The 21,789-nt window shown below is 36.0% G+C and carries 20 protein-coding genes; 5 read left to right on the top strand and 15 right to left on the bottom strand.

Annotated features, from left to right (window positions below):
• Positions 1-156 precede the first annotated feature (156 nt).
• From BUE84_RS19880 to BUE84_RS19845, 8 genes are all read right to left on the bottom strand, one after another.
• Positions 157-1,521, bottom strand: coding sequence for a hypothetical protein (locus tag BUE84_RS19880; RefSeq protein WP_079243197.1), 1,365 nt, complete (start codon positions 1,519-1,521; stop codon positions 157-159).
• 356 nt (positions 1,522-1,877) lie between these two features.
• Positions 1,878-3,503 carry a chaperonin GroEL gene (gene groL, locus BUE84_RS19875; protein WP_079243196.1) on the bottom strand — a complete coding sequence of 542 codons (1,626 nt, stop codon included), beginning with the start codon at positions 3,501-3,503 and terminating at the stop codon, positions 1,878-1,880.
• 62 nt (positions 3,504-3,565) lie between these two features.
• A complete protein-coding gene (locus tag BUE84_RS19870) occupies positions 3,566-3,922 on the bottom strand; it encodes a four helix bundle protein (RefSeq protein ID WP_079243195.1) in 357 nt (118 codons plus the stop codon).
• Between the two features lie 53 nt (positions 3,923-3,975).
• On the bottom strand, positions 3,976-4,254 hold the full coding sequence (groES, locus tag BUE84_RS19865; RefSeq protein ID WP_034696138.1) for a co-chaperone GroES: 279 nt from the start codon (positions 4,252-4,254) through the stop codon (positions 3,976-3,978).
• A 115-nt stretch (positions 4,255-4,369) separates the two neighbouring features.
• Positions 4,370-5,161 (bottom strand): TerC family protein, encoded by a 792-nt coding sequence (locus tag BUE84_RS19860; protein ID WP_079243194.1) that lies wholly within the window; start codon positions 5,159-5,161, stop codon positions 4,370-4,372.
• Positions 5,148-6,359, bottom strand: coding sequence for a cation:dicarboxylate symporter family transporter (locus BUE84_RS19855; protein WP_079243193.1), 1,212 nt, complete (start codon positions 6,357-6,359; stop codon positions 5,148-5,150). Before BUE84_RS19855 ends, BUE84_RS19860 begins: the two co-directional genes overlap by 14 nt.
• 52 nt (positions 6,360-6,411) lie before the next feature.
• The gene (locus BUE84_RS19850) at positions 6,412-7,698 is read right to left on the bottom strand and encodes a CitMHS family transporter (RefSeq protein ID WP_079243192.1); all 1,287 of its coding nucleotides are present in this window, start codon (positions 7,696-7,698) and stop codon (positions 6,412-6,414) included.
• A gap of 23 nt (positions 7,699-7,721) precedes the next feature.
• Positions 7,722-8,417, bottom strand: coding sequence for a DUF2490 domain-containing protein (locus BUE84_RS19845; protein WP_238594298.1), 696 nt, complete (start codon positions 8,415-8,417; stop codon positions 7,722-7,724).
• A 295-nt stretch (positions 8,418-8,712) separates the two neighbouring features.
• Here BUE84_RS19845 and BUE84_RS19840 point away from each other — a divergent pair, with 295 nt between their 5' ends.
• Positions 8,713-9,681, top strand: coding sequence for a sensor histidine kinase (locus BUE84_RS19840; RefSeq protein ID WP_238594297.1), 969 nt, complete (start codon positions 8,713-8,715; stop codon positions 9,679-9,681).
• Positions 9,674-10,372 carry a LytR/AlgR family response regulator transcription factor gene (locus BUE84_RS19835; RefSeq protein ID WP_079243191.1) on the top strand — a complete coding sequence of 233 codons (699 nt, stop codon included), beginning with the start codon at positions 9,674-9,676 and terminating at the stop codon, positions 10,370-10,372. The genes BUE84_RS19840 and BUE84_RS19835 overlap by 8 nt, the downstream gene beginning before the upstream one ends.
• A gap of 54 nt (positions 10,373-10,426) precedes the next feature.
• Here BUE84_RS19835 and BUE84_RS24965 read toward each other — a convergent pair whose 3' ends face one another.
• The 5 genes from BUE84_RS24965 to BUE84_RS19815 all read right to left on the bottom strand — a co-directional run bounded on the left by BUE84_RS24965 (position 10,427) and on the right by BUE84_RS19815 (position 14,901).
• A complete protein-coding gene (locus tag BUE84_RS24965) occupies positions 10,427-10,561 on the bottom strand; it encodes a hypothetical protein (protein WP_255812661.1) in 135 nt (44 codons plus the stop codon).
• 235 nt (positions 10,562-10,796) lie between these two features.
• Entirely contained in the window at positions 10,797-10,934 is a 138-nt protein-coding gene (locus BUE84_RS24585) for a hypothetical protein (RefSeq protein ID WP_167348788.1), read from the bottom strand.
• A gap of 155 nt (positions 10,935-11,089) precedes the next feature.
• Complete coding sequence (locus tag BUE84_RS19825) at positions 11,090-11,812, bottom strand: hypothetical protein (protein ID WP_079243190.1); 723 nt, start codon at positions 11,810-11,812, stop codon at positions 11,090-11,092.
• A gap of 55 nt (positions 11,813-11,867) precedes the next feature.
• A complete protein-coding gene (locus BUE84_RS19820; RefSeq protein ID WP_079243189.1) occupies positions 11,868-14,255 on the bottom strand; it encodes a M1 family metallopeptidase in 2,388 nt (795 codons plus the stop codon).
• 67 nt (positions 14,256-14,322) lie between these two features.
• Positions 14,323-14,901, bottom strand: a complete 579-nt coding sequence (locus BUE84_RS19815; RefSeq protein WP_079243188.1) for a HupE/UreJ family protein — start codon at positions 14,899-14,901, stop codon at positions 14,323-14,325.
• 151 nt (positions 14,902-15,052) lie between these two features.
• On the opposite strand from BUE84_RS19815, the gene BUE84_RS19810 reads away from it, so the two are divergent.
• Together BUE84_RS19810 and BUE84_RS19805 are read left to right on the top strand one after the other, a co-directional pair.
• Entirely contained in the window at positions 15,053-18,268 is a 3,216-nt protein-coding gene (locus tag BUE84_RS19810; RefSeq protein ID WP_079243187.1) for a S8/S53 family peptidase, read from the top strand.
• A gap of 80 nt (positions 18,269-18,348) precedes the next feature.
• On the top strand, positions 18,349-18,864 hold the full coding sequence (locus BUE84_RS19805) for a DUF6702 family protein (protein ID WP_079243186.1): 516 nt from the start codon (positions 18,349-18,351) through the stop codon (positions 18,862-18,864).
• Positions 18,865-18,919: 55 nt separating this feature from the next.
• Here BUE84_RS19805 and BUE84_RS19800 read toward each other — a convergent pair whose 3' ends face one another.
• Both BUE84_RS19800 and radA read right to left on the bottom strand, forming a co-directional pair.
• Complete coding sequence (locus BUE84_RS19800; RefSeq protein ID WP_079243185.1) at positions 18,920-19,513, bottom strand: ACP phosphodiesterase; 594 nt, start codon at positions 19,511-19,513, stop codon at positions 18,920-18,922.
• Between the two features lie 131 nt (positions 19,514-19,644).
• Positions 19,645-20,994: a DNA repair protein RadA gene (gene radA / locus BUE84_RS19795; protein ID WP_079243184.1), complete on the bottom strand. Its 1,350-nt coding sequence runs from the start codon at positions 20,992-20,994 to the stop codon at positions 19,645-19,647.
• Positions 20,995-21,134: 140 nt separating this feature from the next.
• Between radA and BUE84_RS19790 the strand changes: the two genes are divergently transcribed.
• Positions 21,135-21,704: a YceI family protein gene (locus BUE84_RS19790; RefSeq protein WP_079243183.1), complete on the top strand. Its 570-nt coding sequence runs from the start codon at positions 21,135-21,137 to the stop codon at positions 21,702-21,704.
• Positions 21,705-21,789 lie beyond the last annotated feature (85 nt).

Below are 21,789 nucleotides of genomic sequence, written 5' to 3'. Positions count from 1 at the left end.
GTATTATAAATTAAACATTCTAATAATATAATCTAAAAAAGTTAACGCTATAGAATGTGATCTATTAGTAATTGGTTTAAAATCATATGACTACATTTTGTAATGTATAGAGATAGTATGGATTATTCCATTAAATTTTTAAAATACTATTAATTATTATTCGCTCTTTTTTCCAAATTTTCTAAATGCAGCAACAAATTGATATATTAAATAGGAGTTTATTATTTTTGATATATTATCAATAAGAATACTTGTAGCAGAAATTTCTGATTCAGGTTTATTTAATAAAATTTTTGGTAAAAAGTCACTTTTCCTAATGGGGTTTAGAAATTCTAATAAATAACATGTATTTTTCCAAAAATAATTATCACCGTTACTTTTACAATTAATTTTAAAACCTAAACTATTACAATATAATGAATATAATAGAATTGTTGATACACCTAAAAGTAATAATGCCCTTCCCCAGCTTTGACCATGATTATTTGTAAATTTATTGAGACTTAAATTAATTTTTTCGGTCCCACAGCTTAATGTACTTAAATAGGTATCTAGTTCTTCAGTATGGTATTTGCTCGCGGTTAGATTATCTCCCATATTTTGATAAACTTTCTTTATTTGGCTAAGAGCGAGTTTTCTTTGAGATGTTTTATCAATATTTGTGCTATCAATATTTACAGGATTTGGTAGAGATGTCCCTGCAAGAGCTATTTCTGTGATTTTTGATGAATCGAATATCATTTTTTGATCAAAAAAATTACAGTCAATAAATGTTGTTTTACCCAAATCTGAATTTTCAAAGGATAAGGATTTCGAAATTGAAATTTTCGAAATTGTTATATTTCCAATATTTGTAAAGTTCTCAAATTTTATAGTGTCTAAGTCTAATTCGCTTAAATGATAAAAGGTATCTCTATTTGAATAGCGAGAAATTAGAAAATTCTTTATTCTTGGTTTTGAAGAATACTTTTTAGTATAAGTATTTGTTTTGATATCAAAAATTTTATCATCATTGGGTAAGCAATGAATTTTAACAGGGGTAACACATTTGATTTCTAGACTACTAATATCACCACCTGAAATCCAAATATTATTCATATAACTTCCACCTTCAATTTCAAATCTATTTATTTTAAGGCTTTGGTTAGTTTTTAAAACTTCATTTTCATTATTAAGAATTCCATCAAGCGTGCCAAGCCAATGTTTGAAATTACCGCCTAGTAAAATTAAGTTCTTGATAGTTCCTCCTCTAATACTTACAAAACCATTAAAATCACCTCTACGAAATAAAATCTTATTGAACTTTGCTCCAAGGAAGATTATGTTTTTATACGTACCTCCATCAAAAATAATTTCTTTGTCATAAATTTCATTTTCTTCAAAAATAATATCATCACTTAATTTGAAATCTCCATTTACTATGATTTTATCACTTTCTGATTGTACAATATATGAGAATAGTTTATCTTGTATAGATGAACCATTTAGAATTTGTTTAAAATCTTTAGAACTAATATTCATGGAAGTATGATTGGTTTTTCAATAATTCTAAGTTATAATTATTAATAAATCTATCAATTTTTTCTCTTGGATGTTTCAAATCATGGTAGGTAGAACTTACAAATAATCTTGGTATCATAAATTTCGTTGGTTATATAGTATTTTAATAAAATCCCAATCTACATATTACATTAATATTATATTTAATTATCGTAATGTTTTTTTGTAAATTGTTTGTTTTTTCTATATGAAGATTGTGCTAAATTAAAATATTAGAATATTATCTCCTTACGGGAAACCGGATTTTAAGTATTAGAACAAAAAACCGCCCTACAACGTAGAGCGGTTAGTATATTAATTTGTCTTAGCTTACGCTACTACATCATTCCTGGCATTCCACCACCCATTGGCATAGCTGGTTCAGCGCTCTTCACTTCAGTGATTACACATTCAGTGGTAAGAAGCATTCCAGATACAGAAGCTGCATTTTCAAGGGCAACTCTTGTTACTTTAGTTGGGTCAATGATTCCTGCTTCAAGCATGTGAACATACTCGTCAGTTTTCGCGTTGTATCCGAAGTCTCCTGTTCCTTCTGCTACTTTAGCAACAATTACAGAACCTTCTCCACCTGCGTTAGCAACGATTTGTCTTAATGGCTCTTCGATCGCTCTTTTCACGATTTTGATACCCGTGTTTTCGTCAGAATTGATTCCTGTAAGGCTGTCTAAAGCAGAGATTGCTCTTACTAAAGCAACACCACCACCTGCAACGATACCTTCTTCTACAGCTGCTCTTGTAGCGTGCAGAGCATCATCTACTCTGTCTTTTTTCTCTTTCATTTCTACTTCAGAAGCAGCACCTACATAAAGTACAGCAACACCACCAGCTAACTTAGCTAATCTTTCCTGAAGTTTCTCTCTGTCGTAGTCAGAAGTTGTAGTTTCCATCTGAGCTTTGATCTGAGCAACTCTTCCTTTGATTTTTGCTTCGTCACCACCACCGTTTACAACCGTAGTGTTGTCTTTGTCGATCGTTACTTTCTCAGCAGTTCCAAGCATATCTAAAGAGATGTTTTCCATAGTGAAACCTTGCTCTTCAGAGATCACCTGTCCACCTGTAAGGATCGCGATATCTTCTAACATTGCTTTTCTTCTGTCTCCGAATCCCGGAGCTTTTACAGCAGCAATTTTAAGAGAACCTCTTAGTTTGTTAACTACCAAAGTAGCTAAAGCTTCACCTTCCACTTCTTCAGAGATAATTAATAGAGACTTACCACCTTGTGCAATCGGCTCAAGAACTGGTAACAATTCTTTCATCGAAGAGATTTTCTTCTCTACTAAAAGAATATATGGGTTTTCTAGTTCAGCTAACATTTTCTCAGGGTTAGTCACGAAGTATGGTGACTGGTATCCTCTGTCGAACTGCATACCTTCTACAACATCTACCGTTGTATCGATACCTTTAGCTTCTTCTACAGTGATTACTCCTTCTTTTCCAACTTTTCCGAAAGCTTCAGCGATTAAAGCACCGATTGTTTCGTCGTTGTTAGCAGATACAGAAGCAACTTGCTTTACTTTATCTGTAGAATCTCCCACAGCCTGAGACTGCGCTTTAAGGTTTTCAACAACTGCAGTTACAGCTTTGTCTATCCCTCTTTTAAGATCCATTGGGTTAGCACCTGCAGCTACATTCTTAAGACCTTCTCTTACGATAGCCTGTGCCAATACAGTAGCGGTAGTAGTACCGTCTCCTGCGATATCATTAGTTTTGGAAGCTACTTCTTTTACCATCTGAGCTCCCATATTTTCTACTCTGTCTTCAAGTTCGATTTCTTTTGCAACAGACACACCATCCTTAGTTACGTGTGGAGCACCGAAAGATTTTTCGATCACTACATTTCTCCCTTTAGGACCTAAAGTTACCTTTACTGCATTAGCTAATGCATCTACTCCTCTCTTTAGAGCGTCTCTTGATTCAATATCGAATTTTATTTCTTTTGCCATGTTTGTTTAGCTTTTGGCGACTTGCTTTTTGCTTTTGCAATTCGCGTGTTTAACTTTAATTTTTAATTTCCATTGAGCCTGTTCCATAGAGTGACAAGCTTCTTTTTTAGTATTGTTAATTCTTCTAAAATATTTTGATATTCATTTTCATGAATGTATCCTAAATCTTTAGCAAGAATTAATTGGTTCTCGGCTTCATTAGAGGATCCTAATGCAATATTGATGAAGTTGGCAAATTCTTTATCTGAATTTCTGCCGCTTCCTTCTGAAATATTATATCCTATTGATGCAAATGATCTTCTGATTTGAGAGGTGAGTCCAAAAATTTCTTCTTTTGGAAAACTTCTGGTTGAAGTATATATTTTTAAAGTCAATTGATGACTTAATTGCCACACTTCAAATTTTTTAAAATCTCTCATGAATTAATTTCTAAGCAGAAAAAGCCATTTGCAAGAAGCCAATAGCCAGAAGCTTACCCGATGATTCCTAATAAATCAGCTTCTCTTACGATCAAGTAATCTTTACCTTCCAACTTCAATTCAGCACCTGAATATTTTCCATAAAGAACTTTGTCACCTACCTGAACTGTTGTAGGCTCATCTTTTTTACCAGGACCTACTGCCACTACAGTACCTTCTTGCGGCTTTTCCTTTGCAGTGTCCGGGATGATAATACCTGAAGCTGTTTTAGTTTCTGCTGCGATTGGCTCTACCAGAACTCTGTCTGCCAATGGTTTAAAGTTTACTGACATAATATATTTATTTTTTAATTATTTCTGCATTGTATTTCTCTAAATGTATGCCATGAGACACTCGTGGCTGAAATGGCAGACTTTTGTTTCCGAATGTGAAAATTTGGCAGAAAAATTATTTTTTACGTGCGGGAAATCCAATAAGATAACTGGTCATTACAGGAACTACAAACAAAAGAACAGTGATGGCGGAAACTAATATTTCCATGGTATGGCTGGCTAAAAATTGAGCAAATGCCGTAGCAGGGTAGAAGTGCTCATATAAAGATAAACTTAGTTTAATTCCTAAAATAGCAATGACAATAAAAGCTGCCGTTTCAAGAAAAGGAAATACCTGCATAAGGCGGACAAACCACTGTGCTATAAATCTCATCGCTAAAATTCCTATAAATACTCCGAGAGTAATCAGAAGTAAATTGTCTGAAAAAGCCACTGCTGCAAAAACATTATCTATGGAAAAAGCAAGGTCCATTACTTCTACAATAGCAACGGTTGCCCAGAATTGTCCCAATAATCCAATTGAATTTTTGTACAGCCAGCTGGATTCTTTGTCCGGGTTTTCCTCCGGATTTTCTTCATCATTTGTGTTTTTAATTTTTTTGATGAACCAGTCAAAAGAAATATAGATCAGGTATAATCCTCCCAGTGGTTTCAACCACCATACGGAAATCAGTACGGAAGCAAAAATAAGAGCGAGTCCGCGAAATACATAAGCTCCAAGGATTCCATATTTCAGGGCTTTTTTTCTTTGATGTTCGGGCAGATCCATGACGATGGTGGCCAATACTGCGGCGTTGTCCACAGAAAGGAGACTTTCAATCAGAATGAGATTGCCGATAATGGCTAAAGATTTTGCAGGATTTTCTAAGATGTCATTGAAAAGGAGGGTAAAATCAGGAAATATCATTTTTTAAGGGAATAGAATGTTGATTAAGTTTTGAAATAATGGCAGCAGAAACTGAAATGCCGATGAAATTGGTAACCGATCTCGCTTCGTTCATAAAGCGGTCTATGCTGTATAAAAGCGCAAGATCCGTGGTGGGAATCTTTCCAAACCTGCTTAGGGTAAACATCAGGGCAAGGAAGCCTGATCCGGGAACTCCGGAAGCGGTTTTGGAAGCAATGGAAATCGTTATAAAAAGCCAGAAATAATCCATTGGCGTAAGGGAAATATTGTAAAGCTGAACGAGGAAAATACATGAAATGGAAAGATAAATGCAGGCTCCTGCCAGATTAAAATTGTATCCGAGAGGAATAATAAGACGAAGAATTTTCCGGTCATATCCCTGTGATTCCATTTTGTCAAAGATCATTGGGAAAGCAGTCTTTGAAGAAGAGGTGGCCACTACAAGAATGATTTCTTCTTTGATGCTGATCAGAAAATCCCAAAGATTAATTTTAAAGTAAGCCGTTATAACACCCAATATTCCGAAAATAAAAAATACACTGGTAAGATATACCGTGGCAACAATTTTACTTAACGGTAGTAAAGTATTAATGCCATAGACTGAAATTCCGTAGGCGATATTTGAGAAAATGACGATCGGAAGAAATAAATAAACATACTTGATAAGCCTGAAAAACAAATTTCTTCCCGCATCTAAAGCTTTAAAAATGTTATTCCTCTTCTTTGAAAGACCGATTACGACTCCTGCAGAGATGGATATTAAAAGAAAAAGAACATAGTTGCTGATATGCAAGGGATTTGAAGTCTTGATTAAAAATCTTTCTGGGAGTTCTTTATGAGAAGAAAGAATAATTCCTGTATTGGCACCCGGTTTTAAAAGAAGACCAGACCCGATTCCCAATAAAATACTGACGGAGGTAATGAGTAAGAAATACAGAACCATCTGGCTCACAATTTTAAAAGCATTTTTGGTACTGAAAATATAGCTTACCCCATACGTTACTGCAATGAAAATAACAGGAATAATCAAAACTTCAAGAAGTGTGAAGAAATAACTGCTTACCGTTTCCAGATGTTTGCTGACTTCCGGAAAATAATAACCGGTCAATGCTCCACAAATAATCGCTGTGAATACATAAAGCGTAAGGTTTCTTAAATAAGAGTCGGTAAATGTTTTTTGCTTGGCAGTTTTCATCATTCACTTTTTATTGATGGTAAGATTACAATATTCAAAATTCAAAGATATAACCTTATATAATACCAAGAATCAATGCGCTCAGTAACATTACAATTGATGATCCGATAGCCCATTTTAAGGTGAATTTCAGGTGGTCAGAGAATTCTACACCGGCCAGTGAAACCAACAGATAAGTAGAAGGCACCAACGGACTTAATAAATGAGAAGCCTGCCCTACAAGACTGGCACGTCCCAAAATATCAGGAGGAATATTCAGCTGGCTGCCTGTAGCTGTAATCACAGGTAATATTCCAAAATAATAAGCATCATTGGTAAGGAAAAAGGTAAGCGGTACACTGAATATTGCGGTGATGACATTCAGATATCCACCCCAGGTTTTAGGAACAATACTGATAATGCTGTTTCCCATAGCATTCATAATTCCGGTTCCATTCAGGATTCCAGTGAAAATTCCTGCTCCAAAGATCATTCCTGCTACAGATAACGCATTCCCTGCATGTTTTGAAATGATTTTCTGCTGGTCTTTCAGTTTCGGGTAATTAATCATGGAAGCGATACAGAAGGCAATCATGAATGCAATTCCCAAAGGAATAATATCAAGAATCATCACACAAAGCAAAATAATGGTCAGGATTAAATTGACAATAATAAGTTTCGGACGTCTTAATGCGGGATCATTTTCGCCAGCAATATCCTGTCCGCTGTATTTGGTATATTTTCCATGTTTGTTTATTCTTCTTTTCTCCCGAACTCCCAGAATATAGGCTACAAAAAATACCCATACCAGCCCGATCAGCATAACCGGAATCATAGGAACAAATATTTCAGTATGTCCCAGTTTAAGGGAGCTCATCACTCTTGCGGTAGGACCACCCCATGGTAGAATATTCATAATACCGCCTGCAAGCATGATAATGCAGGTTAAAACCAGAGGATTCATTCCCTGTTTTTTATAAAGCGGAAGTAATGCTGCCACCACAATAATGTAAGTGGAAGAGCCATCACCATCTAAAGAAACTAAAGTGGTGAGAAGGGCCGTTCCGATGGTTGTTTTTACAGGATTATCTCCTACAGCTTTTAATATGGTATTGACAAGCGGCTCGAAAAGCCCGGTGTCAATCATCAGACTGAAATACAGAATGGCAAAAATCAGCATAACCCCCGTAAGTGCTATTTCTTTTACTCCATCTTTCATCATTTTCCCCAGATCAGGCCCGAATCCTGCTACTACAGCTATAAGGACTGGTACAAGGACTAAAGCGGTGAGAGGAGTCATCTTTTTGTTCATGATGAGAATCATGAAGATGAAAATCATTAAAAAACCAAGAAATGTAAGCATAATATAGTATAATGTTAATGAGGTTATTGTTGTTTCTTTTTTCTCCAGTCAAAGCTGTTTCTGAAACCTATGAAACCGTAGTTACTTGTTTTTCCGGTTTCCAGCTGATTGATGAAAGCCAGTTCCAGTGCAGAGTTTTTGCCTATTTTTATTCCAAGTCCTGCTGTAATACGATTGCTGTCGAAAGGCTCTACTTTATCCACATTCATTCTTATTTCATTTTTAAGAATACCGTAGAGCTTTTCTTTTTCTCCTTTTTTGTTGAAGGGAATTCTGACAGAGATGAGATATCGGATTCTTACTTCAAATTCATCAGGATTGCTGAGGAAACGTTCTTCCACTCTAAGACGGTTGGAGATCGATGTTCTTCCGATGAAATACTCAGCAGTTACCTGTTGGAAAGGTCTTTTTTCATATCTTATCTTTTTAGAATCGTCGGCATTATAAGATTCTAGGATCAGAAACATAGCTCCTGCAGCAGGTCTTATGTTTTCTGCCACTTCATAATCTACATAGGCATTCACAAGGAAAAGTCTAGTGTCGTAAGCCAGGTCAAAGGAACGGTATTGGGTAAGTGCAGTTAAAGTACTTTTATCAGTCAGCTTTGCAGACATCAGGTACTGAAACCACATATTATAATTGTCTTTGCTCTGACTATATAAAAGACCATTCAGTAGACAAAATGATAAGATAAGCGTTGATTTTATGTTAAGTTTCATGTAATATTTGATTAATATTGCGGTTTCTCAAATATATTTATTAGGAAGAGCGGGACTGGATTTTTTCAATCAATGACAGTTTTTCTCAACGAACTGCATTTTGAGACAAAAAGATATTATATTTGATGCGTTTCAAAATAAGGTATGGACTATGTTTTTAATCATTAATTTTATCATTATATTATTGATTATCAGGATTTTATTTAGTGGTAAAATTCTGGAAAGCCTTATGAAGTATCGCTGGAAGTTTTTGTTGAGGTTTCAGCACATTTTTTTCCTTTTTATCTTCATTTTAATGACTTATTTCACCGAAAACTACTTCCTGGATTCAAATCAATTGGTGATAAGCATTATTTTGAATACAATTTTCAATGTTGGAATTTATTATCTGGTGTATTACTATCTTGTTCCACGATTCTATTTATCGAATAAGTATCCGGAGTTTATTCTCTATGCATTAATCCTTTTTTTAGGGTCCAGTCTTTTCAGAATTCTTTGGGAACCTGCCGTTTTTCAGATGGATTTCAGTGGAGAAGGTTATCATGTCGGGTTTCTGTATAATGTGTATATCTCGCAAGGAATCATCATTCTGGTAGGCTCTTTTCTGGGAATTACCAAAGACAAATTTTTAATAGAACAGGATGTGATCAGTCTTGGAGAAGAGAAGGATCAGCTTTATCTTGATTTGCTGAAGTCTAAGCTAAATCCTCATTTTTTGTTGAATACCCTTAATAATATATATGCCAATAGTTTTACCCATTCGGAGAAGACATCGGATTCTATCTTGCAGCTGAGCAGACTTCTGAAATATATTATTTATGATAGTGGAAAAGAAAAAGTAACGGTTTCTCAGGAGTTTTCTTCCCTGAAAGCGCTTGCTGCATTGTATCAGCTTAAATATAATAACCAGCTTGATATTGTAATGGATATTGAAGATCAGGAAGAATTTGACATTGCTGAAATTCCGTCTGCTATACTTCTTACTTTATTTGAAAATGCTTTAAAACATTCAGCAATTGGAGAAGATGCTTATGCTTTTATAAAATTATTCTGTCATATTGAGCGCTCTGAACTGTATTTTGAAATTATAAACTCTGTCGGGAAAGATAGAACTCTTGTAGCTGAATCTGATTATCACGGATTGGGTAATGAAGCAATTATTCATATATTGGAAAAATTTTATCCTGATCAGTATGAGTTTTATTCCGGACCGAAAGAAAATGATCAATATAAAATTGCTTTAACAATTACTGTCAATGGCTAACCTGACTATCGTTAATGTAGATGATGAATATCCTGCATTACAGCTTGTAAAACAATATTGTGATCAGCTTGAAGAGGTTGAACTGCTGGCTTCATTTCAGAAACCGGAAGAAGCACTGGCGTTTCTGAAAGCCAATAAAGTAGATCTTGTTGTTTTCGATATCAATATGCCTGGCATCAATGGAGTAGAGCTTTTGCAGCAAATTCCTGATCCGCCGCTGTGTATCTTTCTTACGCTGGAAACAAAATATGCAGTAAAAGCCTTTGAACTAGATGTTGTTCATTATCTTATCAAACCTGTGGATTTTGATACATTTAAAAAAGCAGTCAATAAAGCAAGGGATTTTGTCCAGTTTAAAAGCTCAGCAAGCAGTCAGCAACAAGAAGACTTTATCATGTTCAAATCCAATTATGTGATGAATAAAGTTTTTCTAAAAGATATTCTCTGGATACAGGGATTCGGGGAATATATTGTGCTGATGACGCCGTTGAAAAAGTATATGATTCTGGAAAGAATGTCCAATTTTGAAGAGAAGTTTCAGCATTTTGGGTTTATCAGAATTCACAAGTCTTATATTGTATTATCAGAACATATCAATTCTTATAACTCTGGTCATGTTTTTTTGAAAAACGGCGATGAGCTTCCTTTGGGGAGAACCTATAAAAAGAATCTAAAAGAACATTTAGGGTAAAAAATAAAGCCGGAATATTTCCGGCTTATTAAAAACTGTTATCAAGTGACTGAACTATGGGCAATATTGTCCAGGTCCAATCCACAGGATACACTGTCCTTTGTAATTGTACTCACAGCAAATACGTCCTGCTGCTCCGCCATTGATAGATTTCTGAGCATCTCTGCTTAATAATTTAGCGTTTTTCATAGTTAATAATATTTTGTTTGTACGTTCCTGAGCATTTAAAGTCAATCAGGATTTTGACATTTGGTGTAAAAGAAGTAAATCAAAGATACTATTTTTCCTTATTTCGTGATATAATTTTATTATGTTTTTTGAAATAAAATTTTGATTATCAGACAATAATGATAATGAGTTGAGGGTGTGAATAGAAAAAGCCGGAAATTTCCGGCTTTATCAAAATTGTTATCAGATGACAGAACTAAGGACAGTTTTGTCCTGGTCCGATCCATAAAGTACATTTTCCGTTGTCGTCGCGTTCGCAGCAAACGAGTCTGGCAGCAAGTCCGCCATTAATTGTTTTCTGAGCATCTCTGCTTAGTAGTTTTGCATTTTTCATAGTTAAAAATATTTTGATGGGTACGTCCTGAACATTTAAAGTCAATCAGGTTTTTGACATTTGGTGTTATGTGATTCAAATATAAAGCTTTTTAAGTCAGGTTGTTATGTTTTTTGTAGACGAAAATGAGATATTGGTATCTGGATTTAAGTAATTTAAGGAGCTGTTTCTAAATACATTTTTCTTCCTGCCATTTCTATATCCTGCTTTACAATTTTCCTTGTGGCTGCATCAATATAATAGGTTACTGTGGTTGCTTTGTTGCTGATGTCATCATTGGTTTTTACTGCCCAAACCGGTTTTCCTTTATATTCTGTCTTTTGAGTATCCAGAATGTAGGCTTTCATCATCCCTTTTTTCTCAGATTTGGGGTTATAATCGAAAATAGAAATCTCGGCAGTATAGTGTTCTTTCAACGGAAGATATCTGATCAGCTGGGCATAGCTGCTACTGTCGAAATAATGATCTGCAGGAATTTCGATGATATCTTTTTTCTGAGATTTCTTATCAAGATAATATCCGGTGACCTTATCTTTTTCAGACTTGAGAACCATATCTCTCATTGAATTGTAAGAAGAGTGGTAGACTGGGGTGAAATTGGCTGTTTTGACAAGAGTAGAATCCGTCCATTTTGCATCCGGAGCCTGTTTCATTTTTACCGTTGTTCTGATCAAAAGATCTGCTTTGTTCAGTTTTTTGATTTCAGTAACAATGCTTCCTATTTCTATTTTTGTACCTGCATTTTCAGCAAACCATACGGCTTCAGAAGTTTCATCGTGGATAAGTTTTGAGTTGATCCCGGAATTTTCAGGAGTAAGTAGCTTCTGGGAAAAAAAATTAGCACTACTTAGTATTAAAAGGAAAAGAAAAGTTTTCATGATCTTTTTAATAATAAGTAGTGCTGTATTTATAAAAGTTACAACCTTTTGATTTTTAACTCTTTCCTGCGGCCTGCATTGGGTTGACTTTTCCGGTTGAGCCTCCTCTTACAGAACCTCCTCCTTGTTTTTGTTTGAAAAGTTGGAATTTTGAAGTTTCACTTCCCACTCCGGCATTGCTCCAGAAATTATTGCTTGTATCAATATCAGCAGTCTCTCTCATTGGATCCAGCTGAATAGATTTTACTTTCTTATCAAAATAATACGTCTTGGAAACTTTTTGTTCGTTCAGTCTCCAGATCTGCGCTGCAGATTTGTCATATACTTTTGATCCGTCTTCAAAAGTGAACTCAAGAATGATTGGCATTACCAGACCGCCTTTGTTCACAAAATCGATCTGATATCCTGTTATATTTTTGAATTTCTCTTTATCCTTGGCATCTAAAGTAAGACCTGCCTCTGTTTTGATGGTGTATTGCTTATTGTTATCAACCTTTTCCTGGCCTCTGTCATATCTGTAATAGAAATCCTGAACATCTTTATCACTATCTACATAGAATTTGATATTCTTATCTTCTCTGTTTCTGATTTTTGAAAGATCTTCAAAACTGTTTACCAGTGGTTTTTCAACCTGATATTTCACTTCAGCAGCAGCTCTTGGATCACTCTCAAGATTAGGAACAGCAACCGTTACTTTATCAATCGCAATATCTACAGGATCTGTACCGTAGAACCATCCTCTCCAGAACCAGTCAAGGTCTTCTCCGCTGGCATCTTCCATCGTACGGAATAAATCTGCAGGTTCAGGATGCTTGAATGCCCATCTCTTTGCATACGTTTTAAATGCTTTGTCGAAAAGCTCCCTTCCCATGATCGTTTCACGAAGAATATTCAGTCCTGTAGCAGGTTTTGAATAAGCATTCGGACCATACTGAACAATATTTTCTGAGTTACTCATGATAGGCTCCAGCTGATCTTTCGGGAGTTTCATGTAGTCAACGATTGTCCATGCTGGTCCTCTTTTAGACGGGAATTTGTTATCCCATTTCTCTTCTGTAAGATATTCAGTAAATGTATTCAAACCTTCGTCCATCCATGCCCACTGTCTTTCATCAGAATTGATGATCATTGGGAAAAAGTTGTGACCAACCTCGTGGATGATTACTCCGATCATTCCATTTTTTGTTCCTTCAGAATAAGTTCCGTCTTTTTCGGTTCTCCCGAAATTGAAACAGATCATAGGGTACTCCATTCCATTGGCAGCTTCTACAGACTGAGCCACAGGATATGGATAAGGAATGGTAAATTCCGAATAGGTTTTGATGGTATGGGCTACCGCTTTTGTAGAAAATTTTCTGTAAAGACCGTAAGATTCTTTTGGATAGAAACTCATTGCCATTACTTTATTATTGTTTTCAGGAATCGTTACACGCATTCCGTCCCAGACAAACTTTCTGGAAGAAGTCCATGCAAAATCACGAACATCTTTCGCTTCGAAAACCCATGTTTTTCTTTGTTTTGAATGATTTTTCTCTGCTTTTTTAGCTTCATCCAAGGTTACAATTTCGATAGGCTCTGCTGCGTTTTCAGCTTTTCTGTATCTTGATAGCTGATCAGATGTCAACACCTGATCGTAATTTTTACATTCTCCTGTTCCGCCAACAATATGATCTGCAGGTACATTCATGGAAACCTTAAAGTCTCCGAAAACCAAAGCAAATTCACCTCTTCCGGTAAACTGATGATTCTGCCAACCCTGGAAGTCACTATAGACGCACATTCTTGGATACCATTGGGCCATTGTATACAGATCATTGCCATCTTCAGGGAAGTTTTCAAAACCTCCTCGGCCTCCCATTTTAATTCTGTCAGAGATATTATAGTTCCAGTCTACTTTGAAAACGAATTTCTCACCCTTTTTCAAAACTTTGGGAAGATCGATACGCATCATCGTTTTGTTGACCGTATACTTCAATGGAGTACCTGACGCATCTGTTACTTTTTCAAGACTTACGCCATAACCATTATCTTTTACAGGAAGTTCAGAAACTTTAAGCTGCTGGTCCGTAGTGGAAGGACGAAGTACAGACGAAGTGTCATATCCTGCATTTCTGATGCTTGAGTGTTCGTTTTCATCAAGCTGCAGCCAGATATAGTCCAGTTCATCAGGCGAATTATTGTAGTAAGTCACCGTTTCTGAACCTTTCAGATTTCTTTTATCTTCATCCAGATAAGCGGTGATGTTATAATCGGCTCTGTTCTGCCAGTATCCGTGACCGGGAGCTCCTGAAGCCGTTCTGTAAATGTTGGGTGTTGGTAGAATAGTTCCCAGCTGCTCAAACTTATTGCCGTGATTGCTGCCTGGGTTATTCTGAATATTTTGTGCGGTGAAACCTGTATATGCAAATACAGAAAGTGAAAGTATAACAACTTTTAGTTTCATAACCGAAATGATTTTTTAATGATCAAAGATAGTAATTACCTGTTGAATTAATGAGAATATTTAACTTTTAAAAAGGAATTCTTTCCAAAGTCATTTTTAAGGATAAAGCAAATACTCCGGAAGAAACAAAGAGTATCCAGTCTTTTTTATTCACTTTGAAAAGATTGAGTGAAAGAAACAGGATGATTAAAATTGCTGCAACAATGACAATCTGACCAAGTTCCAAACCCATATTAAACCCAAGGAGAGGTAAAGCAATACTTTGGCTTTTAGCAATCATTACTCTTGCTGTATTGGCAAATCCCATTCCATGAACAAGACCGAAAATCAGTGCAAGATAATAGTTGGCCCGCATCAAAGTCTGTTTCTGATTTTTCATGATAATATTATCCAGTGAGGTCAGAACAATGGTTAAAGGAATTAAAAACTCCACCCAGTCAGAAGGAACTCTGAAAACATCCAGAATGCTTAAAGCTAATGTAATAGAATGCCCGATTGTAAATGCAGTAACAAGAATCAGTATTTTTTTCCAGTCACTGTAAGAGTAAACAGCAATCAAAGCCAAAACAAAAAGCTGATGATCCAAGGCATCCAGAGAAATAATATGTTCCCATCCAAGGTTTAAATAAAAAAGAAAATCCTGCATTTTGATTAAAAAATTTTATATTTTGAATATATTGTTAAAATAATATTAATTTTATTATTTGATTTAATTTTTATGCTTAATCATTATTAATATTTTACATTATTTATGTTTTGAATAAAAATTGTATAATTGTATTGCTTAAAAATGAAATATGGATATCAAAAAATTATTTTTTACAAATGTAAACATTTCACATGGAGGAGCGAAGCTTCTTAGAAATGCTACAGCAGCCTTTTTGGGATTGTATTCCTACGCTTTTTACGGGCAGGTACAGAAACTGGATTCCCGGTTTGATCTTTTATTGAAAAATAAAGAAAATATTGCCAAGGGAAGAGCTGTAAAAGAACTGGAACGTCCTGATATGAAACTTGACCAGCACCTGGTAGTAACTTCAAAAGGAGCACAAACCATGTATTCATGTATTGTTTACACGAAGGAGCCTGAAAAACTAAAAGCAGACGGATTTATTGTACAAAGCCAGTTTCCCGCTTTTTCCACAGCTTTAGTTTCTATTGAAGATATTGAAAGACTGACTCAGCTTCCGTATGTAATTTCTGTAATGGGACCGCAGTTTGATGAGCTTCATAACGATGTGAGCCGCGCTCAGTCAGGAGCAAGTCTTTTGCAGGATGGTGTTTTCAATAACACAGCTTATAATGGAACAGGAGTTTTAGTAGGAATTTATGACACTGGAATAGACTGGAAACACCCTGATTTCAGAAAAGCTGATGATCAGACCAAAAGCAGAATTGTTTCTATTTGGGACCAGACATTAACTGCCCAGGCGGGAGAAGTTGCCCCGACAGGGTTTTCTACTGGAGTGGAATATACAAAAGCACAGATCGATGATGAACTGGATGGCACACCCACAGGTTTTGTTCGTGAAAATGATACCAATGGCCATGGAACCCATGTTTCAGGTACTGCCGCTGGAAATGGCTCTGCTTTTACAGATAAAAGACATAAAGGATTCTCATCCGATGCAGATATTGTTTTTGTGAAGGGAGGAAACGGATCTTTTCCTACAACCAATACCATTAATGCTTTAACCTATTTTAAAAATGTGGCAACAGCACTTAATAAACCTATTGTTGTCAATATGAGTATCGGTGGGCAGAGCACTGCTCATGATGGAACTTCCAGCCATGAAGTAGCGGTTAATAATTTTACCACCTCAGGAACGGGAAGAGTAGTTGTTATTTCGGCAGGTAACGACTACGGAGCTAATCTTCATAGAAAAGTAGATATTGCTGCTAATGCTTCCCAGACTTATAATTTTACGGTAGTAAGCAATACTTCTGCAGCTACAGTATTTTCATTTATAATGTATGCCAACGATAATACTCCTGTTACTGCAAAGCTAACTACTCCCGATGGGCAGCAGTATATTCAGAATATAAGTACAACTACAGCTCATAATATCTTGGGAGGTGGGCTTACAGCAACAATGTATAACTATTGGAGCAATGATAACAATAAAAGGTATGTTCAGCTGGTAATTGCCAGAACTTCAGGAACTACCAATGTTCAGGGAAATTATACATTGGAAATTACCAATAACGGAACACAGCAAATCTCAACCCATGGCTGGCTGTATAGCCAGGGAGTACAAACCACGTTGCAAAACGGGGATAATGAATATATTGTAGGAAGCCCGGGGAATGCTTCTAATGCTATTACAGTAGCATCATATATGGGAAGGCCAAGCTGGTATAGTACGGGTGCTTATTCTACCACAACCCCACAGGAGTCTATTTCTTCATTCAGTTCACAGGGACCAAGAGTGGATGGGGTTCAAAAGCCGGATATCGCAGGTTCAGGTCAGAATGTTATATCATCAAGATCCAGCAATTCTGCTCCCGCAGCAACAGACATTATTTCAGGCACCAATTATTACGTGAAAAATCAGGGGACAAGTATGTCTTCACCAGGTGTAGCTGGAGCAGTAGGATTATTACTGCAGGCTAATCCTTCATTGACGGCAGCACAGGTGAAAGCCCGTCTTACAACTAATGCAAGAATGGACGGTGCAACCGGTGTCGTTCCGAATATGAGATGGGGATATGGTAAATTGGATATCTATAAAGCTGTTACTGATGAATTAGGATGCGTGAAATCCAATTTTGAAACGGTAAGTTACGATGAGCCATACATTGTAGCCAATACAGAATTTAATTATTATTTTGATAATATGGCTCTTGCGGTAAGATATACCCCTACATTAACAGGGAAACTGGGAGGGTTCTCTTTTGTATCAGGGTCTTCAATTCCTTCAGATATCCCGGTGGATATTCAGATCAGAAAGGTGGATGCTAACGGAAATCCCGGAGATATTATTGCTACTAAAACCATTACTTCATGGCTTAATAATATTCAGAGATATACCTGGAACTACATCAATCTTTCAGATTTGAATGTACAGATGGTAACCGGAAAAGAATTTTATATTGTTGTTAATGGATTAGGAGGAAGAATTGCCATGAAAGCAGAGAATGCTGTACTGAATAGCAGATCTAAAACTTCTACTGACGGTACTACATGGACTTCCAGAACATTTGATCTTAAAATGAGAGCCGTAATCTATGAAAACGTTGCTGAAGTAAAGAATTTAGCAACTTCCAACCAAACAAAAGCCAGTACAGTGGCCAATGGTTATAACTATTTTACAAATGCATGCCAGCTTATCTCAAGAGTAGAAAAAGAAGCGGGCAGTACAGTAACAGGAAATGTTACCTCAAAGGTATGGATAGATAATGCACAGCCAAATTATGTTGCAAGAAGATACGAAATCAATTCCGATGCAAATACTACTACGGCTACCGGAAAAGTAACTTTATATTTCAAGCAGAGTGATTTCGATGCTTATAATCTGACCAATGGAGTGAAATTACCTACTTCACCTAGCGATGTAGCCAATAAAGCGAATCTTCTTATTGAAAAATATACAGGAACAAGCACTACGGGTACAGTTGCTTCTTTTGGAGGAGCTGCCACGGTTATTACACCAGATGTTGCAGATATTATCTGGAATGACACCTACCAATATTGGGAAGTCAGTTTCCAAGCAACAGGTTTTGGTGGTTATTTTATTAAAACAGGAACAACGTTAGGAACAGCTGATGTAAAGATGAATTCAGAAGTGAATATCACTCCTAATCCTGCCAAAGATTTTGTTACTGTAGTATTGGGAAGACATTCTAAAGGAACGGTAACCATTTATGATGTTTCAGGAAAATTGATTAAAACCGTAAATGTGAATGCTAATTCAGGTAAAATTGATGTTTCCGAACTGATAAAAGGAACGTATCTGTTCACCATAATGCTCGAGGATAATACAAAAATTACGAAAAAAGTAATTAAACAATAAATCATCACCGATCAATTATCTTAAAAAGCAGCAGTTATAGAAACTGCTGCTTTTTTTATATTTGCTGTAAAATAAGATTCATGTCAGGTAAATTTTTTTGGAGTGTTCTTTTATTATTAACAATGACTTTTCAGAGTTTTACAAAGAGTGAAGCTTTTCACCCTTATCACGTAGGCTCTGTAGAAATTAATTATAATTCAAAATCCAGAACATTTGAAGTGACAGGAAGATTTTTCCTGGATGATACGGAAAATGGTTTAGGAAAAAAATACGGAGGCTCTTTTCATTTTAATGATGAAAAATACAAAGCAAAATTGAACGATGCTCTGCAAAAATATTGTTCAGAATATTTTAAACTAAAAGCTGATAACAGGTTTTTGAAGGTAAATTATATCGGTTATGAAGAAGACCAGGAATCTGTAAATATCTTTATGGAATCTGAACCTGTAGCTATCCCGAAAAAAGTGGAAGCTGCTGTAAGTTTTCTGTATAATCTTTTTGATGATCAGATCAACATTGTCCATATTATTGTAAACGGACAAAGAAACAGTGAAAAACTTACCTATCCTAACCGCTATCTTTATAAGCAGTTTTAAAATATTATGGTGCAGCTACGAAAGCCGGGCAACTTTCCAATTCTATTAGAAAATATTAATTTTCCAGCTGCAACAATGTATTGATTCCTTTTGCATGGGCCAGCAGATCAGGAAAAAAATCATCATAACACTGCTGAAGATGATCTTTGTTCTTCAAAAAAGCTTCAAAAACAGGAATATCCTTATCAAGGTACTTCGCTTTATTCAAAACATTCTGAATACTGAATTTAATTCCCCAGTCTTCACGGTAATTATAAAGCCAGTCATCATGCTCCATTTTCACAAGCATTTTTTTGAAATTTTCTGGAAGCCATTGTTCATAGGCATTTAAAACACGATAAACTTTAAGGGAATGCGCTTTCCATTCCGGAAGAGAATTCAGAGAAAGATCCTTAGCTACAAAATGATCCATCGAGACATCTACAAACGCACCTGCATACAGTCTTACCAAAGGAGCAAATACCTTTTTGGCTTCATGAATGGCAGGATGAGAATCGGTGTAAGTATCAATAGCTCTGTGCAGGGTAATTCCGTCCTGAATATCTTTCGGGAAAGTAAAACGATCTCTGTTACGGATAAAGTCTTCGAGAAACTGCCCCACGATCTGACCGTCGGTAAAAGAAAGAAAAGAATGCGCCAGATAATTCATAAATTAAAGGTATGAATTAAATGTGAATGTTTGATAATAGTGAATAGTGAATAGTCAATTCGCTTTGTTTGTGAATTTTTACCCACATTCTGATTGACAATTGACTTGCGAAGCAAAATTCACCATTCACATTAAAAAAGCCTCTCGTGAAAATCCTCAATCTTACTCACTTCTTCAATCTTGATTCCAAATTTTCTTTTCGGGATTTTATTAAGATTGGAAACAAATATTTTCTCATAGCCTAATTTTTCAGCCTCAGTAATTCGCTGCTCAATCTGTGCTACCGGACGAATTTCGCCACTTAATCCGATTTCTCCGGCAAAACAGTAATGTTCAGAAATCGCAATATCTTCATTAGAGGAAAGAACAGAAGCGATGACCGCCAAATCCAGTGCCGGATCATCTGTCTTTATTCCTCCGGTAATATTCAGGAAAACGTCTTTCGCTCCCAATTGGAAACCTGCTCTTTTTTCCAGTACAGCCAAAAGCATATTGAGTCTTTTTGAGTCAAAACCGGTACAGCTTCTTTGAGGAGTACCATAAACAGCTGTGCTTACCAATGCCTGAATCTCAAGAAGCATAGGTCTGTTTCCCTCCAGCGTTACGGCAACGGAGTTTCCGGACAGTTCTTCAAATTTCTTGGTGATCAGAATTTCAGAAGGGTTTTTAATCTCTTTCAATCCCTGGGACACCATTTCATAAATACCAATTTCGGCGGTAGAACCAAAACGGTTTTTATTGGCTCTCAACAATCTGAATAGGTGATTTCGGTCTCCATCGAAATTCAGAACCACGTCTACCATATGTTCCAGGACTTTTGGGCCGGCAATTTGGCCGTCTTTGGTGATATGGCCTACAAGGAAAACAGGAGTATTATTTTCTTTGGCATATTTGATAATCTCATTGGAACATTCTCTGATTTGAGAAACAGTTCCCGGAGAACTTTCTATCAGCTGAGACTGTAGGGTCTGAATGGAATCAATGATGACGAAATCAGGTTCCAGTTTTTTGGCCTCATGAAGAATTTTTTCCAATGATGTTTCAGTGAAAAGAAAACAGTTCGGATTTTGAATATCTGTAAGTCTGTCCGCTCTCATTTTAATCTGAGAAGCACTTTCTTCACCAGAAACATAGAAAATTTTTTTCTTCATTTTCAAAGCAAGCTGAAGCAGAAGGGTAGATTTTCCGATTCCCGGTTCGCCGCCAATCAGAGTTACAGAACCCAAAACAATTCCTCCTCCTAAAACACGATTAAGTTCTTCGGAAGGTGTTTTTATTCTCGGCTCTTCGCTGGTTTCCACTTCAACAATATTGATGACATGTTGTTTGGTTTTTGAAAAAGGAGGAGTTTTATGAGATGGTTTCTCTACAACCTCTTCTACTAAAGTGTTCCATTCTCCACAGTTTTTACATTGTCCCAGCCATTGAGGATACTGGGTTCCGCAGTTTTGACAGAAATATGCTGTTTTCAGTTTTGCCATACTGCGAAGTTATAAAAAAAGCATTTTTCTTTCAGAATCTAAATGGATTTAATATTAAAAACTAATCTATGCATGGTAGAAATATCTTTCATATCTTAGCTTCATTCAATTAAAATATATTAATGTAAAATATCATTACAATGAAAAAAGTATTTTTATCTTTCGTATTTACGCTTTTAAGTATTGTTGCTTTTGGACAGGGAACCTGGCAGGTAGACCAGATGCATTCATCGGTCAACTTTAATATCAAGCACATGGGGATTAGTTTTGTACAGGGAAGGTTTGATAAATTTGACGGAAAAGCAGCTACCAGTGGTGCTAATCTGGATAATGCCGATTTAAACTTTTCTATCAGTGTTCCTACTGTTAATACCGGAGTGGACATGAGAGACAGACATCTTATCAGTGAAGAGTTTTTCGATGTTGCCAAATATCCTACTATTGAATTTAAGAGCTCATCCGTTACAAAAGATAAAAACAACAACTATATTGTTAAAGGAAAACTAACCATGAAAGGAGTAGAGAAAGAAATCACTGCTCCGGTTACATTTGGAGGAATTACAAAAAGTAAAGACGGAAAAGAGATTATGGGGATTCAGACAAAATTTACAGTAAACCGTCTGGATTATGGAATCAAATATGATCCGTCAGGAGCTGGTATCGCGAAAGATGTTGAAATAACGGCTTACTTTGAACTGACTAAGCAATAATATTTCAGAATATAAACTATAAAAAGGTTTTCCGCTCCAATGGAAAACCTTTTTCGTTGATAGACGAAATCCTGTTGGTTATAGC

The sequence above is a fragment of the Chryseobacterium indologenes genome, assembly GCF_002025665.1.
Lineage (GTDB): Bacteria > Bacteroidota > Bacteroidia > Flavobacteriales > Weeksellaceae > Chryseobacterium > Chryseobacterium metallicongregator.
This window is presented reverse-complemented; position numbering and strand designations above follow the sequence as displayed.

Coding starts and splice junctions, on each gene's coding strand:
- groES (WP_034696138.1), bottom strand. CDS start 4,254: ATGTCAGTAAACTTTAAACCATTGGCAGACAGAGTTCTGGTAGAGCCA.
- BUE84_RS19880 (WP_079243197.1), bottom strand. CDS start 1,521: ATGAATATTAGTTCTAAAGATTTTAAACAAATTCTAAATGGTTCATCT.
- BUE84_RS19855 (WP_079243193.1), bottom strand. CDS start 6,359: ATGATGAAAACTGCCAAGCAAAAAACATTTACCGACTCTTATTTAAGA.
- BUE84_RS19870 (WP_079243195.1), bottom strand. CDS start 3,922: ATGAGAGATTTTAAAAAATTTGAAGTGTGGCAATTAAGTCATCAATTG.
- BUE84_RS19835 (WP_079243191.1), top strand. CDS start 9,674: ATGGCTAACCTGACTATCGTTAATGTAGATGATGAATATCCTGCATTA.
- BUE84_RS19860 (WP_079243194.1), bottom strand. CDS start 5,161: ATGATATTTCCTGATTTTACCCTCCTTTTCAATGACATCTTAGAAAAT.
- groL (WP_079243196.1), bottom strand. CDS start 3,503: ATGGCAAAAGAAATAAAATTCGATATTGAATCAAGAGACGCTCTAAAG.
- BUE84_RS19815 (WP_079243188.1), bottom strand. CDS start 14,901: ATGCAGGATTTTCTTTTTTATTTAAACCTTGGATGGGAACATATTATT.
- BUE84_RS19805 (WP_079243186.1), top strand. CDS start 18,349: ATGTCAGGTAAATTTTTTTGGAGTGTTCTTTTATTATTAACAATGACT.
- radA (WP_079243184.1), bottom strand. CDS start 20,994: ATGGCAAAACTGAAAACAGCATATTTCTGTCAAAACTGCGGAACCCAG.
- BUE84_RS24965 (WP_255812661.1), bottom strand. CDS start 10,561: ATGAAAAACGCTAAATTATTAAGCAGAGATGCTCAGAAATCTATCAAT.
- BUE84_RS19820 (WP_079243189.1), bottom strand. CDS start 14,255: ATGAAACTAAAAGTTGTTATACTTTCACTTTCTGTATTTGCATATACA.
- BUE84_RS19800 (WP_079243185.1), bottom strand. CDS start 19,513: ATGAATTATCTGGCGCATTCTTTTCTTTCTTTTACCGACGGTCAGATC.
- BUE84_RS19810 (WP_079243187.1), top strand. CDS start 15,053: ATGGATATCAAAAAATTATTTTTTACAAATGTAAACATTTCACATGGA.
- BUE84_RS19825 (WP_079243190.1), bottom strand. CDS start 11,812: ATGAAAACTTTTCTTTTCCTTTTAATACTAAGTAGTGCTAATTTTTTT.
- BUE84_RS19790 (WP_079243183.1), top strand. CDS start 21,135: ATGAAAAAAGTATTTTTATCTTTCGTATTTACGCTTTTAAGTATTGTT.
- BUE84_RS24585 (WP_167348788.1), bottom strand. CDS start 10,934: ATGAAAAATGCAAAACTACTAAGCAGAGATGCTCAGAAAACAATTAAT.
- BUE84_RS19845 (WP_238594298.1), bottom strand. CDS start 8,417: ATGAAACTTAACATAAAATCAACGCTTATCTTATCATTTTGTCTACTG.
- BUE84_RS19840 (WP_238594297.1), top strand. CDS start 8,713: ATGACTTATTTCACCGAAAACTACTTCCTGGATTCAAATCAATTGGTG.
- BUE84_RS19850 (WP_079243192.1), bottom strand. CDS start 7,698: ATGCTTACATTTCTTGGTTTTTTAATGATTTTCATCTTCATGATTCTC.